A 14008-nucleotide genomic window follows, 5' to 3' on the forward strand; every position below is an offset into this window, starting at 1 on the left:
GTCGGGACGCCTGTCAATTTTCCTTAAGATTTAACCCAGGCAAACCGGGTAAACTGTAGGCATGATAACCATACACACCGGCTTGCCATGGATGATGCCCTGACCTCACGTCCCTCTGCCTGTGAAATAGCCGCCTGGCTGGCGACGGCGGCTGCGCTGCTGTTTGTATTGGTGTTCCACTTGCTGCCTGCGCTGCTCGCCGGGCTGCTGGTATTCGAGTTGGTGCACCTGATCTCGCCATGGATTGCACGCCACTTGCCGGGCCAGCGTGCCAAGGTGATTGCGGTGGCGTTGCTGTCCTTTACCGTGGTGAGCCTGTTGATTCTGGCATGCGTGGGACTCATCGCCTTTTTCCGTTCCGACTCCGGCAGCCTGCCCATGCTGTTTGCCAAAATGGCGCAGATCATTGAGGATTCGCGCAAGCTCCTGCCCGGCTGGGTGATTGAACGGTTGCCAGCGGATGCCGAAGCATTCAAGCAAACAGCCGCAGAGTGGCTGCGTACTCATGCCGCCGCATTGCAGCTAGCGGGGAAAGAGGCCGGGCGGCTGACCGCGCATATCCTGGTGGGGATGATTATAGGCGGCCTGGTGGCGCTGCGCGAAGTGGTCGCGATAGAGGATTACAAACCGTTTGCGCGTGCGCTGTCAGAGCGTATCAGCCGGCTCGGGTTGGCGTTCCGCCGCATCGTGTTCGCCCAGGTGCGCATTGCCGCGATTAACGCAACGTTTACGGCGATTTATCTGGTGTTGATTTTGCCATTGGCAGGCATCCACCTGCCGCTGACCAAAACCATGATTGCAGTCACCTTCATCGCCGGACTGCTGCCGGTAATCGGCAATCTGATTTCCAATACCATCATCGTCGTGGTGAGCCTGAGTCAGTCGCTGGCAGTGGCAATTGGCTCTCTGACCTTCCTGATTTTCATCCACAAGCTGGAATATTTTCTCAACGCGCGCATTGTCGGCAGCCAGATCCGCGCCCGCGCCTGGGAACTGCTGGCAGCCATGTTACTGATGGAAGCGGCTTTCGGGCTGGCCGGCCTGGTGGCGGCACCGATTTATTACGCTTATCTGAAAGACGAGCTGATGGCACGCGGACTGGTTTAGTTCAGCTTTGCATGCAAACGAATACAGCATTGCGACGTAAAGCGGAATAAACGCTTAAGACGGCTGTAAGTCTGGTTTGATATAATCCGCTTCGCTCCGAAACTTACACTTAAGCCCTACTTGAACACTGCTCATCCCCCTTTGTCGCGCGCCTGGCTCTGGTTGCTGCTGATCATTGCGGCGTTCACCTGGTTCGTTCCCCTCGATTACAACGCCCTGGTCCGACCCGATGAGGGCCGCTATGCGGAAATTCCGCGCGAGATGGTGTCCAGCGGCGACTGGAACACACCCCGGCTGAACGGAATCAAGTATTTCGAGAAGCCCGCCCTGCAATACTGGGCCACCGCGGCGGCTTACACGCTGTTCGGCGAACACAACTGGACCGCCCGGTTATGGTCGGCGCTGACCGGTTTTCTCGGCATCCTGCTGGTGTATTTCACCGGCATGCGCCTGTTCGGGCGCGAAGCGGGACTGATGGCCGCCCTGGTGCTGGGTAGCAGCTTTCTCTATGTGATGTTGGGGCATATCAATATCCTCGACATGGGCGTCAGCTTTTTCATGGGCTTGACCCTGGCCGCAATGCTGCTGGCACAGCGCGACGGGGTGAGCGCGCAGGAAACTCGCGGGTGGATGTATGTTTGCTGGGCCGGCATGGGCCTGTCCATGCTCAGCAAAGGACTGATCGGCGTGGCTTTGCCGGGCGCGGTGCTGGTGTTGTATACCCTGATCCAGCGCGACTGGGCGTTGTGGAAGCGTTTGCATCTGGGCGCGGGTTTGCTGATTTTCCTGGCCATCGCAGCGCCCTGGTTCATCACGGTGTCCATCGATAACCCGGAGTTCCCGTGGTTCTTCTTTGTGCACGAGCATTTCATGCGCTTTCTGACCACGATTCATGGTCGGGTGCATCCCTGGTATACCTTTATCCCGGTGGTGATGCTGGGCATCCTGCCCTGGCTGCTGCCCATGTTCGACGGCCTCTGGCGTGCCTGGCGCAGCGAGGCGCCCACGCGCGGCCAGTTTGCGCCGCGCCGCATGCTGCTGATCTGGGTGGTGTTCATCTTCCTGTTCTTTTCCAAGTCCGATTCCAAGCTGGTTCCGTATATCCTGCCGATCTTCCCGGCGCTGGCGCTGCTGATCGGTGATCGGCTCAGCCGGATACCCGGCAGGACGCTGTTTTGGCAGCTCATCATCATGCTGCCGATTGCCGTGGCCGCATTGGTGTCTGCACCATTGGCGGTGCGTGCAGGCAGCGCCGAGGTGCCGGCCAGCCTGTATGCCAGTTTTGTACCCTGGATCCAGGCGGCGGCGGCCAGCTGGCTGGCAGGCACGCTGCTGGCACTGTGGTTCTCGCATCACCACAGGGTACGCCCGGCGGTCATTTCCTTGGCGCTGGCCGGATTGCTGGCTGGGCAATTGACGTTCATGGGCTATAACGCACTCGCGCCAGCCAGTTCGGCCTACAATATCGCCCAGCAAATCAAGCCTTACCTCAGGCCGGGTGTGCCGTTTTACAGCGTGGGGATGTACGAGCAAACGCTGCCGCCGTACATCGAGCGCACAGTAACGCTGGTGGCACACACGGATGAAATGGCATTCGGGCTGGAACAGGAACCCAAAAAATGGATACCGACCGTAGAAGCATGGAAAAAAATCTGGATGCAACAGCCTTACGCGCTGGCGGTGATGTCGCCGTCAACTTATGACCAGTTCGTTCAGGAAAGGCTGCCCATGCGTTTGATTGCACGCGATACACGCCGCGCAGTGGTGACCACACCATGAGCGCGGTGAGCTGGATACTGGTTCTGTCGGGCGTGCTGCTCAATGCCTGCGCCCAGCTGCTGCTCAAGGCCGGCACCAACAGCGTCGGCACATTTGCCTTCAATGCCGGCAACCTGCTGCCGGTAGGGATCAAGCTCGCCACCGAGCCGCATATCCTGGGCGGCCTGGCTTGTTACGTGATCAGCGTAGTGGTGTGGATCATGGCGCTGTCGCGCGTCGAGGTCAGCCTGGCTTACCCGATGCTCTCGATCGGCTACGTGGTCAACGCGCTGGCGGCGTGGTGGCTGTTTGGCGAGGCGCTCACGCTGGAGCGCCTCGCCGGCATCGGCGTAATTATTTTCGGCGTGTTTTTGCTGGCTAGAACCTGAACATGGATTTCTTACCTTTCACGCGCCCGTCACTGGACGAGCAAACCATCGCCGAAGTCAGCGACGTACTGCGCTCTGGCTGGATTACCAGCGGGCCCAAGGTGCAGGCATTCGAGGCGCAGCTCGCCACCCTGATGGGCGGACGCGTGGTGCGCAGCCTCAATTCGGGTACCGCCGCACTGGAGATTGCCTTGCGCCTGATCGACATCCAGCCCGGCGACGAAGTCATCACCACGCCGCTGTCGTGGGTGGCAACTGCCAACGTAATTGTGCTGGCGGGGGCGACGCCGGTGTTTGTGGACATTGACCCGGTCACGCGCAATATTGACCTTGACCTGATTGAAGCCGCGATCACCGCGCGCACCCGCGCCATCATCGCGGTGGATCTGGCCGGGCTGCCGGTGGATCGCGACCGCCTCTACGCCATCGCCAACCAGCACCAGTTGCGCGTCATCGAAGACGCCGCACAGTCGTTCGGCGCCAGCTGGGGCGGGCGGGCCATCGGCAGTTTTGGCGACCTGGTGGCCTTCAGTTTCCATGCCAACAAGAACATCACCACCGGCGAAGGCGGCTGCCTGGTGCTGCCCGACGCCAGCCTCACCGGCCTGTGTGAAAAACTGCGCCTGCAAGGTGTGGTGCGCCTGCCCGATGGCAGCATGGAAGTGGACGTGGCTGGCGGCAAATTCAACCTCACCGATATCGCTGCCGCCATCGGTCTCGGCCAGCTGCGCCACCTGGATGGATTCACCGCACGCCGGCGCGAACTGGCGCGGCATTATTTCGCGCACTTCGACCGCAGCCTCGGTTGCGAGCTGCCGCCGGAAAATTTCACCGATTCCAACTGGCATATGTTCCAGGTGGTGCTGCCGCTGGAGCGCATGGGCATCACACGCGGCGAATTCATCGCGCGCATGAAGGCGCACAATATGGGTATTGGCGTGCACTATCCCCCCATTCACCTGTTCCAGCTGTACCGCAACCTCGGTTTTGGCGCAGGCCGGTTCCCGCATGCCGAGCGCGTGGGCGCAGGCATCGCCACGCTGCCATTGTTTCCGGCCATGTCTGAAGCCGATGTCGAACGGGTGTGCGGCGCCTGTGCCGAGGTGTTGAGCGAGGTGGTGCAATGAGCACCATGCAGCTATCCGTCGTCATCCCGGTATACAACGAGGAGGCCGGGCTCGACGTGCTGTTCGCCCGCCTGTATCCGGCGCTGGATGCGCTGAATCTGAGTTACGAGGTCATTTTCATCAACGACGGCAGCCGCGACCGTTCCGCCGCGATGCTGCGCGAACAATATGAGCGTCGCCCGGAGGTGACGCGGGTGGTGCTGCTGGCCGGAAATTTCGGCCAGCATATGGCGATCATGGCCGGGTTCTCGCGCTGCCGGGGCGAGCGCGTGGTGACGCTCGACGCCGACCTGCAAAACCCGCCGGAAGAAATCGGCAAACTGCTGGCGCGCATGGACGAAGGCTACGACTACGTCGGCGGCGTGCGCCAGCAACGCCAGGATTCGCCGTGGCGGCGCTACGGCTCGTGGGCGATGAACAAGGTGCGCGAGCGCATCACCCACGTAGTGATGTCGGACCAGGGCTGCATGTTGCGCGCCTACAGCCGCGAGGTGATTGCGGCAATCAATCACAGTCAAGAGGTCAATACCTTCATTCCGGCGCTGGCCTACACCTACGCGCGCAACCCCGGCGAGGTGCAAGTCGCGCACGAGGAACGTGCGGCGGGCGAATCGAAATATTCGCTGTACAAGCTGATCCGCCTCAATTTCGATCTGGTGACGGGATTCTCATTGGTGCCGCTGCAGATATTTTCCATGGTCGGGCTGGGGCTGTCGCTGCTGTCCGCGCTGTTTGTGGTGTATCTCGGGCTGCGCCGGATTTTCGTCGGCCCGGAAGTGGCGGGCGTGTTCACATTGTTTGCCATTGTGTTTTTCCTGTTAGGCGTGGTGCTGTTCGGCATTGGTCTGCTGGGCGAATACACCGGGCGCATTTACCAGCAGGTGCGGCAACGCCCGCGTTATTTGATAGAGGCCGTGCTGGAGCAGCCCGGAGCCGGTCAGCCGTGACCCGCGCCGTGGTATTTGCCTATCATGACGTCGGCGTGCGCTGCCTGTCGGTGCTGCTCGACGCGGGTGTGGAAGTGGCGCTGGTGGTCACTCACACCGACGCGCCGGGCGAAACCATCTGGTTCGACAGCGTGGCGCAAGTTGCCGCGCGCTACGACATCCCTGCCGTCACCCCCGACGACCCCAATACGCCGGAATTCGTGGAAACAATCCGCGCGCTGGCACCGGATTTTCTGTTCTCGTTCTACTACAGGCAGATGCTCAAGGCGCCGTTGCTGGCGCTGCCCAGGCGCGGCGCATTGAACATGCATGGCTCGCTGCTGCCGCAATACCGTGGCCGGGTGCCGGTGAACTGGGCAATCATCCACGGCGAGCGCGAGACCGGCGCAACCCTGCATTACATGACCGTAAAACCTGACGCCGGGCATATCGTGGATCAGCAGGCGGTACCGATTTTAGGGGATGACACGGCGGCCGACGTATTCCGCAAAGTCACCTGTGCCGCTGAAATCACCCTGCACCGTGCCTTGCCAGGCCTGATCGCAGGAACTGCGCACGCTACCCCGCAGGACTTGAGCCAGGGCGGTTACTTTGGCGCACGCCGCGCCGAGCATGGTCGCATCGACTGGTCGCAATCGGCCAGCACCATCCACAACCTGATCCGCGCCGTGGCGCCGCCGTATCCGGGCGCATACACCACGGTGCAGGGAATGCCGCTGCGTATTTTGCGCAGCCGGGTAGTGGGCGACCATCCCGCTGCCCGCGCCAGTCCGACATTGTATTGTGACCAGGATGCCTGCCATGTCCTCTGCGGCGGCGGCGGCACCCTGCGTATTCTTGAACTGGAGCTGGACGATGAAGCCATCCGTCCCGCTGATTTTTACCAGCGCTACGGAGCCGGACCCTTCCCGCTCTGATCGGCACCTGATTCAATTTTCCATTATTAAAAAAGGGCGAACCCATGAAAAAAATCCTCATCCTCGGCGTCAACGGTTTCATCGGCCACCACCTGTCCAAGCGCATCCTGGAAACCACCGACTGGGAAATCTACGGCATGGACATGATGCGCGACCGCGTCACCGAGTTTGCCGGCAACCCGCGCTTCCACTTCTTCGAGGGCGACATCACCATCAACAAGGAGTGGATCGAATACCACGTCAAGAAGTGCGACGTGGTGCTGCCGCTGGTCGCCATCGCCACCCCGGCCACCTACGTCACCGACCCGCTCAAGGTGTTCGAGCTGGATTTCGAGGCCAATCTGCCCATCGTCCGCCAGTGCGTCAAATACGGCAAACGCGTGCTGTTCCCGTCCACCTCCGAAGTCTACGGCATGAGCACCGACGCCGAGTTCGACCCGGAAAATTCCGCGCTGGTACTCGGCCCGATCAACAAGCCGCGCTGGATTTACTCGTGCTCCAAGCAGCTCATGGATCGCGTCATCTGGGCCTACGGCATGCAGGGCGCGCTCGACTTCACCCTGTTCCGCCCGTTCAACTGGATCGGCGCCGGGCTGGACAGCATCCACACCCCCAAGGAAGGCAGCTCGCGCGTCATCACCCAGTTTCTCGGCCACATCGTGCGCGGCGAAGACATCAAGCTGGTGGACGGCGGCAACCAGAAACGCGCGTTTACCTACGTTGCCGACGGCATTTCCGCGCTGATGAAAATCATCGAAAACAAGGACGGTGTCGCTAGCGGCCAGATCTACAACATCGGCAACCCGGTCAACAATTACTCGGTCAAGGAACTGGCGACCATGATGCTGGAACTGGCCAAATCCTATCCCGAATACCGGGACAACGCAGCCAAGGTGAAGATGGTGGAAACCACTTCGGCCGCCTACTACGGCAAAGGCTACCAGGACGTGCAGAACCGCGTGCCGAAAATCGAAAACACCATGAAAGACCTGGGCTGGAAACCTGAATACACCATGGAGCAGGCACTGAAACATGTGTTTGATGCGTACAAGGATCAGGTGGCAGCGGCACGGGATCTGGTGAATTAAGACGGAATTTCGTGTGCAGCTTGGGCGAATTTCAAGATTTCCCGGGCTTGTGCACACTGTTATGTCTTGCACTGGATGCTTACTCTCGGCGCAATAATGACTGCGTACGCGGGCTACGTTTTGTTGTTGAGTAAATCATGGTGAGTTGACTATGCCGGTAATCCTGCGCTACAAAGGGTACAAGCTATTTTTCTACTCCAACGAAGGCAATCCGCTAGAGCCACTGCATATCCATGTGCGTAAAGGCGAATCGGTAGCAAAATTCTGGGTTGCGCACGATATAAACCTTGCGAGTAGCTATGGCTTGTCAGCAACGGAGCTGAACGATATTGCACAATTTGTGCGCAATAATCGGGAAATCATAGAAAGGGCTTGGAATGAGTTCTTTGGCTAGAGCGGTCAATTTCGATAAAGACATGATGTGGGTCGATCTGGCCGATGGGCGAAAATTGGGCGTGCCGCTCGCCTACTTTCCGCGCTTGCTCAATGCAGCGCCAGAGAAATTGCCTCATTATGAAATCAGCGGTGGCGGCACAGGCCTGCATTGGGATGAGTTGGATGAAGACATCAGCGTGGAGTATTTGCTGCTGGGCGTTGGTGACAGGACGCATGCCAATAAAGCGGCTGCATGATGCGAGCAAAATGTGTTGTTGCGGGGCTAGACCCCGAGCCATTTCCCGGCGCCAGGGGGAAACCGAAGGCCTGCAAGGTGGGGCGTGCTTTCTTTGGTTCATTTCTTTGCACGAGCAAAGAAAGAACTTGCTGCCGGGCAACCCCGATCAATGCGGAGGTCGCCCCTGCATTCGTGGCATGCGCATACGCGTCAGCGACATACTTGAATTGCTGGCTGCAGGTGAAAGCCGCGAACAGATACTGGCGGATTATCCTTACCTCGAAGCGGAAGACATTACCGCAGTGCTGCTGTACGCCGCGCGCCAATTCGACCACCCCGTCCTGATAGCCGCCTGACGTGCCGCGCTTCCTGGTCGATGCGCAGTGGCCGCCCGCCCTGGCCAGCATGTACTCGATGTTGATCTGCTCAAAGCGAGTGACAGCAAAATATGGGATTACGTCCTGGCAGACAGTGCGGTGATTATCACCCAGGATGAAGACTTTGCCGGCATCTGTCAGCAAAAGCGCACCTGCCATCGTCTGGGTCAGGATAGGCAAAAGGCAAGACCTGGGACCAGGCTCCGGTACCAGGCTCCCCTCTATCTGGATATACGAGGTTGTGTCTAGCTATGTAGCATTTCGCCAGTTGTGCCAAGCCGGGGTTTCGGCGAGGACTGTCTGAGCGCGTAGCGCGAGTTCCGCAGCCGCCCGGCTTTACCGGCAAATCGAGGCGGCGCAGAGGGGATAAAATCGGCACTGCGCATGTAGGCCGCATAGTGTCCAATCGTTATTGCACCCTGCGTTTTCAACCTTCTATTAAATGGATCAAACCGTGCGCCTGCTTGCCCTGAAAATTGACGTAGACACCTACCGCGGCACGCGTGAAGGCGTGCCGCAGCTGGTGCAGATGCTGCAATCCCATCAGGCGGGCGCCACCTTTCTGTTCAGCCTCGGACCCGATCACACCGGGCGTGCGCTGCGCCGTGCGTTTCGGCCCGGTTTCATGAAAAAAGTGTCGCGCACTTCGGTGCTGGAACACTATGGGCTGAAAACGCTGCTCTACGGAACATTGCTGCCGGGGCCGGACATCGGCCGCAACTGCGCCGGTATATTGCGCAGCGTGCGTGACGCCGGCTTCGAGACCGGCATTCATACCTTCGACCACGTCAAATGGCAGGACCATGTGACCGGCAAGGACGCCGCCTGGACGCAGCGCGAAATGGCGCGCGCCATGCAGCGTTACACCGAAGTTTTCGGCCAGCCCGCACCTACCCATGGCGCGGCAGGCTGGCAGATGAACGACGCTGCCTTTGTGCAGGAACAACTGTGGGGCATGGCGTATTGCTCCGACACACGTGGCACCCACCCCTTCATCCCGCTGCTGGCAAACGGGCAAACCTGTTGTCCACAACTGCCCACTACCCTGCCGACACTGGATGAGTTGATCGGCGCCGACGGCCTGGATACCGATAACGTCGCCGATGCCGTGCTGGCCCTGACCCAGGCCGACACGCCTACCGGACACGTCTACACCCTGCACGCCGAACTCGAAGGCATGAAACTCGCCCCGGTGTTCAAACGCCTGCTCACTGGCTGGCAGCGCCAGGGCTACACCCTGGTTTCTCTGGCCGACTACTTTGCTGCGCTGGATGTGACCGCCCTGCCGCGTCTTGCCGTGCGCCAGGGCGAGATTGCGGGGCGCTCGGGGACGCTTGCAGTGCAGGCCTAATGTGCCGCCTTTAAGCAACTTGTAAGCCTGGCTGGTTAATAATGCGCCCCTCCGAGAATAAATCAGCGCTACCAATCTGAGCATTTTTCTCCGGGTGCACTGCTGCCCATAAAAAACGACTGAAAAAAAATCATGGCAAAAAACCTTCAGCCTGACCGGCTTGCAAGCAGTGGGCTGAATCAGGCCATCGCATCCCCCCGTTTACACATCTCTTTTGGCTGGTTTCTGTTGCTGGCAACGGCGTATGTGCTGCCCGGCCTGATCGGGCACGACCCGTGGAAGCAGGATGAAACTTACGTCTTCGACATCCTCTACCGGATGTTGCAGAGCCATGACTGGGTCGTGCCGCAGCTGGCGGGCGAGCCTTTCATGGAAAAGCCGCCGCTGTATTACTGGCTGGGTGCGCTGCTGGCACACGGTTTTTCAGGCTGGCTGCCGCTGTATGACGGCGCGCGCCTGGCTACCGGCGTATTCATGGCGATCACTTTCCTGTTTGCAGGGCTGGCGGCACGGCATGCCTGGGGAGCGGGGCATGGCCGCCACGCCGTGCTGGTGCTGATGAGCTGCTTTGGCCTGCTCTATGAGAGCCACATCATGATCACCGATGTGCCGATGCTGGCCGGTTTTGCCATCGCCAGCTATGGCTTTCTCCTCAGCCGTGCGCGCCCACTTTTAGCCGGTGTCTGGCTGGGTGTGGGCGCCGGTGTCGGCTTTCTCGGCAAAGGCGTGCTGGTGCCAGGCGCGGTCGGCGTGGCCGCGCTGCTGTTGCCGCTGCTATTTCACGCCTGGCGCAGCAGAATCTACGCGCGCAGCCTCGGGGTGGCGTTCGTGGTGGCGCTGCCGTGGCTGCTGATCTGGCCGATTGCCCTGTATCTGCGTGCGCCGCATGAGTTTTATGTGTGGTTCTGGCTCAATAACATCGGCCGCTATCTGGGCTTTTCGGTTGCTGAACTGGGTGCCAACAACGAGCCCTGGTTCTGGCCGGAAACGCTGCTGTGGTTTGCCTTTCCTGCCTTGTTGCTGGCGTTGGCCAGCGTCTGGCAACGGCGTCATGACATTCGTCACAGCGCACCGCTGCAACTGGGACTGGTCAGCTTTGGCGTGTATCTGGCGGTGCTGCTGACTTCGGCTTCGGCGCGCACGTCTTACGGCCTGCCCCTGCTGGTGGCGCTGGCGCTGCTGGCTGCACCGCAGGCAGCGACGTTGTCTGCTGGTTTGAGCCGCTGGCTGGATTGGGGCGCACGGCTGTTTTTCGGTGCGTTGGCGGCGCTGTTCTGGGGGGTATGGGGCAGCATGATCGTCAGCGGTCACGCGCCGCACTGGAGGTTCCTCACACGCGTGTTGCCCGCCGGTTTTGTCATGCCGTTTCTGCCGCTGGCGGTCAGCGTGGCCGCGCTGGCGACGCTGGTCTGGCTCGTCGCCTGGTATGGGCTGCCCCGGCTGTATGAGCGCGCTATCGTGAGTTTTGCCGCCGGCCTCACGCTGAGCTGGGTGTTGTTTGCCACGCTGTGGCTGCCGTGGCTGGACGACGCCAAGAGCTACCGCGGTGTATTTGTGGCGATGCAACCGCATCTGCCTGCGCAGCGCAGCTGTGTTGAAAGTATCGGCCTGGGCGAATCCGAGCGCGGCATGCTGGATTATTTTATCGGCGTGCAAACGCTGCGCCGTGAAATTCACCCCAACGTGAATTGCGACGTACTGCTGGTGGAAGGCTCGGTAGACAATCCACCCGGCCAGCTCACACCGGACTGGCGACAGGTATGGCAGGGCGGGCGGCCCGGGGATGACAAGGAGCGCTTCTGGTTGTTCGTGCGCTGACGCCCGGCAACTTATTTATTGCGCAGCGCCCGTGCCAGCGCATCGGCCAGTGCCCCGCCCGCCGCTGCAGGAGCAGCAGCCTGCCTGGCCTGTTTCGGCGTGGCCTGGTGTCCGGTCTTGTCCCGGGCAGCCGGTGCAGCCTCCCCCAGCCGCATGGTCAGCGCCACCCGCTTGCGTGGCACATCCACCTCCAGCACCTTCACCTTCACCACATCGCCCGCTTTGACAACGCTGTGCGGGTCCTTGACAAATTTGTCTGCCAGCGCGGAGATGTGCACCAGGCCGTCCTGATGTACGCCTACGTCCACAAACGCGCCGAAGTTGGTCACGTTGGTGACCACGCCTTCGAGCACCATGCCGGGCTGTAAATCCTTGAGCTCTTCCACGCCATCCTTGAAGGCGGCGGCCTTGAACGCCGGGCGCGGATCGCGGCCGGGTTTTTCCAGTTCGCGCAGAATGTCCTGCACCGTGGGCAGGCCGAAGCGGTCGTCGGTGTAGTGCCTGGCATCCACTGCATTGAACACGCCGCTCTGGCCAATCAGCGCGCGGCCGTCGGCGTTGCCGTCCAGGCGCGCCAGCAGATCGGTGAGGATGCGCTGCGCCAGCGGGTAGGCTTCCGGGTGGACGGCGCTCGCATCGAGCGGATTGTCGCCACGCACGCGCAGGAATCCCGCCGCCTGCTCGAAGGTTTTCGCACCCAGGCGCGGCACCTGTTTTAACGCTTCGCGACTGGAGAAGGCGCCGTAGGTATCGCGATAGGCCACGATGTTTTCCGCGAGCGCGGTGGACAGCCCGGAAATGCGCGCCAGCAGCGCTACCGAAGCCATGTTCACATCCACGCCCACGGCATTGACGCAGTCTTCCACCACTGCGTCCAGGCTCCTGGCGAGTTTGAACTGGCTGACATCGTGCTGGTACTGGCCGACGCCGATGGATTTCGGATCAATCTTCACCAGCTCTGCCAATGGATCCTGCAGGCGCCGCGCGATGGACACCGCGCCGCGCAGGCTGACGTCGAGTTGCGGGAATTCGCGTGCGGCGAATTCCGAGGCGGAGTATACCGACGCGCCGGCTTCCGACACCACGACCTTGGCAAGCTTGAGTTGAGGATGCTGGCTGATCAGTTCGGCAGCCAGCTTGTCGGTCTCGCGCGAGGCAGTGCCGTTGCCGATGCTGATCAGTTGCGCGCCGTGCCTGTGCGCCAGCAGGGAGAGTGTGTGCAACGCACCGTCCCAGTCGTTGCGCGGCACATGAGGATAAATGGTGGCAGTATCGAGCAGCTTGCCGGTGGCATCCACCACCGCCACCTTGACGCCGGTGCGCAGGCCGGGATCGAGGCCGATGGTGGCACGCGGGCCGGCCGGCGCGGCCAGCAACAGGTCGTGCAGGTTGCGCGCGAATACGCGGATGGCCTCTTCCTCGGCGCGCTCGCGCAAACCTCCCAGCAAGTCCAGTTCAAGATGCAGCGCGAGCTTCACGCGCCAGGTCCAGCGCACCGTCTCGGCCAGCCATTTGTCGGCGGCGCGGCCCTGGCTGGCGATGCCGAAACGGGTCGCGACCATGCCCTCGCACGGATTGGCAGGTGCGGCCTCATCCAGCTCTTCCGGCAGCTTCAGCGCTATCCGCAACATGTCCTCGTTGCGCCCGCGGAACAGCGCCAGCGCCCGATGCGGCGGTACCGCCCTGAGCGGCTCGCGGTAGTCGAAGTAGTCGCGGAACTTCGCGCCCGCTTCTTCTTTGCCCTCGGCCACACTGGACACCAGCACGCCGTTTTCCTCAAGATGCGCGCGCAGCTGGCCGAGCAGCACGGCGTCTTCGCCAAAGCGTTCCATCAGGATGTGGCGTGCGCCTTCCAGCGCGCTTTTTATATCGGCCACGCCCCTGTCGATGTTTACATAGCGGGCGGCTTCCGCGTCGGGTGCCAGCGTCGGGTCGTTCAGCAGGCGCTCGGCCAGCGGCTCCAGCCCCGCCTCTTTGGCAATCTGCGCTTTAGTGCGGCGCTTCTGCCTGTACGGCAGGTAAAGATCTTCCAGCAATTGCTTGGTATCGGCGTGGGCGATCTCGCGTTGCAGTTCCGGCGTCAGCTTGCCCTGCCCGGTGATGCTGGCAAGAATGCTGCTGCGCCGGTCTTCCAGCTCACGCAGATAGCCCAGCTGTTGTTCCAGATTGCGCATCTGGGTGTCGTCCAGCCCACCGGTGGCTTCCTTGCGGTAGCGCGAAATGAACGGCACGCTGGCGCCTTCGTCGAGCAGGGCAATGGCAGCGGCGACCTGGCTGGGACGGGCGTTGAGCGCAGTGGCGATACGGTGTTCGATGGAAGGCAGCATGTCGGGCAATGGCAAATGAAAGCCTGCAACTATGCAGAAAGCACGTCAGGCTGGCAAGGTATAATCTTGAAACCTATTTAGCCACGGAGGGCACGGAGAACATGGAGGAAAATCCAGGCAGGCAGTTCTTGTTTTTTAATCCCGTGTTCTCCGTTCCCTCCGTGGCAAACGCCTTTTTAAAGACAAAAT

14 protein-coding genes are annotated in these 14008 nt (G+C 60.9%); 13 read left to right on the forward strand and 1 reads right to left on the reverse strand.

Going from position 1 to position 14008, the window contains the following annotated elements; translation table 11 throughout:
* Positions 1 to 87 precede the first annotated feature (87 nt).
* The 13 genes from GZH91_RS14405 to GZH91_RS14465 all read left to right on the forward strand — a co-directional run bounded on the left by GZH91_RS14405 (position 88) and on the right by GZH91_RS14465 (position 11492).
* Complete coding sequence (locus GZH91_RS14405) at positions 88 to 1107, forward strand: AI-2E family transporter (protein WP_147070236.1); 1020 nt, start codon at positions 88 to 90, stop codon at positions 1105 to 1107.
* A 120-nt stretch (positions 1108 to 1227) separates the two neighbouring features.
* Positions 1228 to 2886, forward strand: a complete 1659-nt coding sequence (locus GZH91_RS14410) for an ArnT family glycosyltransferase (RefSeq protein WP_223264457.1) — start codon at positions 1228 to 1230, stop codon at positions 2884 to 2886.
* Positions 2883 to 3254, forward strand: a complete 372-nt coding sequence (locus tag GZH91_RS14415; protein WP_147070235.1) for an SMR family transporter — start codon at positions 2883 to 2885, stop codon at positions 3252 to 3254. Before GZH91_RS14410 ends, GZH91_RS14415 begins: the two co-directional genes overlap by 4 nt.
* 2 nt (positions 3255 to 3256) lie before the next feature.
* Positions 3257 to 4381 (forward strand): DegT/DnrJ/EryC1/StrS family aminotransferase, encoded by a 1125-nt coding sequence (locus tag GZH91_RS14420; protein ID WP_147070233.1) that lies wholly within the window; start codon positions 3257 to 3259, stop codon positions 4379 to 4381.
* Entirely contained in the window at positions 4378 to 5328 is a 951-nt protein-coding gene (locus GZH91_RS14425; RefSeq protein WP_147070231.1) for a glycosyltransferase, read from the forward strand. Before GZH91_RS14420 ends, GZH91_RS14425 begins: the two co-directional genes overlap by 4 nt.
* Entirely contained in the window at positions 5325 to 6245 is a 921-nt protein-coding gene (locus GZH91_RS14430; protein WP_147070229.1) for a formyltransferase, read from the forward strand. Before GZH91_RS14425 ends, GZH91_RS14430 begins: the two co-directional genes overlap by 4 nt.
* Before the next feature lie 44 nt (positions 6246 to 6289).
* Positions 6290 to 7333 carry a bifunctional UDP-4-keto-pentose/UDP-xylose synthase gene (locus tag GZH91_RS14435; RefSeq protein ID WP_147070227.1) on the forward strand — a complete coding sequence of 348 codons (1044 nt, stop codon included), beginning with the start codon at positions 6290 to 6292 and terminating at the stop codon, positions 7331 to 7333.
* Between the two features lie 151 nt (positions 7334 to 7484).
* On the forward strand, positions 7485 to 7727 hold the full coding sequence (locus GZH91_RS14440; protein ID WP_147070225.1) for a DUF4160 domain-containing protein: 243 nt from the start codon (positions 7485 to 7487) through the stop codon (positions 7725 to 7727).
* Positions 7711 to 7965 carry a DUF2442 domain-containing protein gene (locus GZH91_RS14445; RefSeq protein ID WP_147070223.1) on the forward strand — a complete coding sequence of 85 codons (255 nt, stop codon included), beginning with the start codon at positions 7711 to 7713 and terminating at the stop codon, positions 7963 to 7965. Before GZH91_RS14440 ends, GZH91_RS14445 begins: the two co-directional genes overlap by 17 nt.
* Positions 7966 to 7975: 10 nt before the next feature.
* Positions 7976 to 8302, forward strand: coding sequence for a DUF433 domain-containing protein (locus GZH91_RS18445; RefSeq protein ID WP_147070284.1), 327 nt, complete (start codon positions 7976 to 7978; stop codon positions 8300 to 8302).
* A 27-nt stretch (positions 8303 to 8329) separates the two neighbouring features.
* A complete protein-coding gene (locus tag GZH91_RS18450) occupies positions 8330 to 8572 on the forward strand; it encodes a DUF5615 family PIN-like protein (protein ID WP_198415322.1) in 243 nt (80 codons plus the stop codon).
* Between the two features lie 205 nt (positions 8573 to 8777).
* Complete coding sequence (locus GZH91_RS14460) at positions 8778 to 9674, forward strand: polysaccharide deacetylase family protein (protein WP_147070282.1); 897 nt, start codon at positions 8778 to 8780, stop codon at positions 9672 to 9674.
* Positions 9675 to 9806: 132 nt separating this feature from the next.
* On the forward strand, positions 9807 to 11492 hold the full coding sequence (locus GZH91_RS14465; RefSeq protein WP_147070221.1) for an ArnT family glycosyltransferase: 1686 nt from the start codon (positions 9807 to 9809) through the stop codon (positions 11490 to 11492).
* Positions 11493 to 11503: 11 nt separating this feature from the next.
* Here GZH91_RS14465 and GZH91_RS14470 read toward each other — a convergent pair whose 3' ends face one another.
* Positions 11504 to 13819 (reverse strand): Tex family protein, encoded by a 2316-nt coding sequence (locus GZH91_RS14470; protein WP_147070219.1) that lies wholly within the window; start codon positions 13817 to 13819, stop codon positions 11504 to 11506.
* Positions 13820 to 14008 lie beyond the last annotated feature (189 nt).

This window comes from Sulfuriferula plumbiphila (assembly GCF_009938015.1).
In the GTDB taxonomy this organism is placed as follows: Bacteria; Pseudomonadota; Gammaproteobacteria; order Burkholderiales; family Sulfuriferulaceae; genus Sulfuriferula; species Sulfuriferula plumbiphila.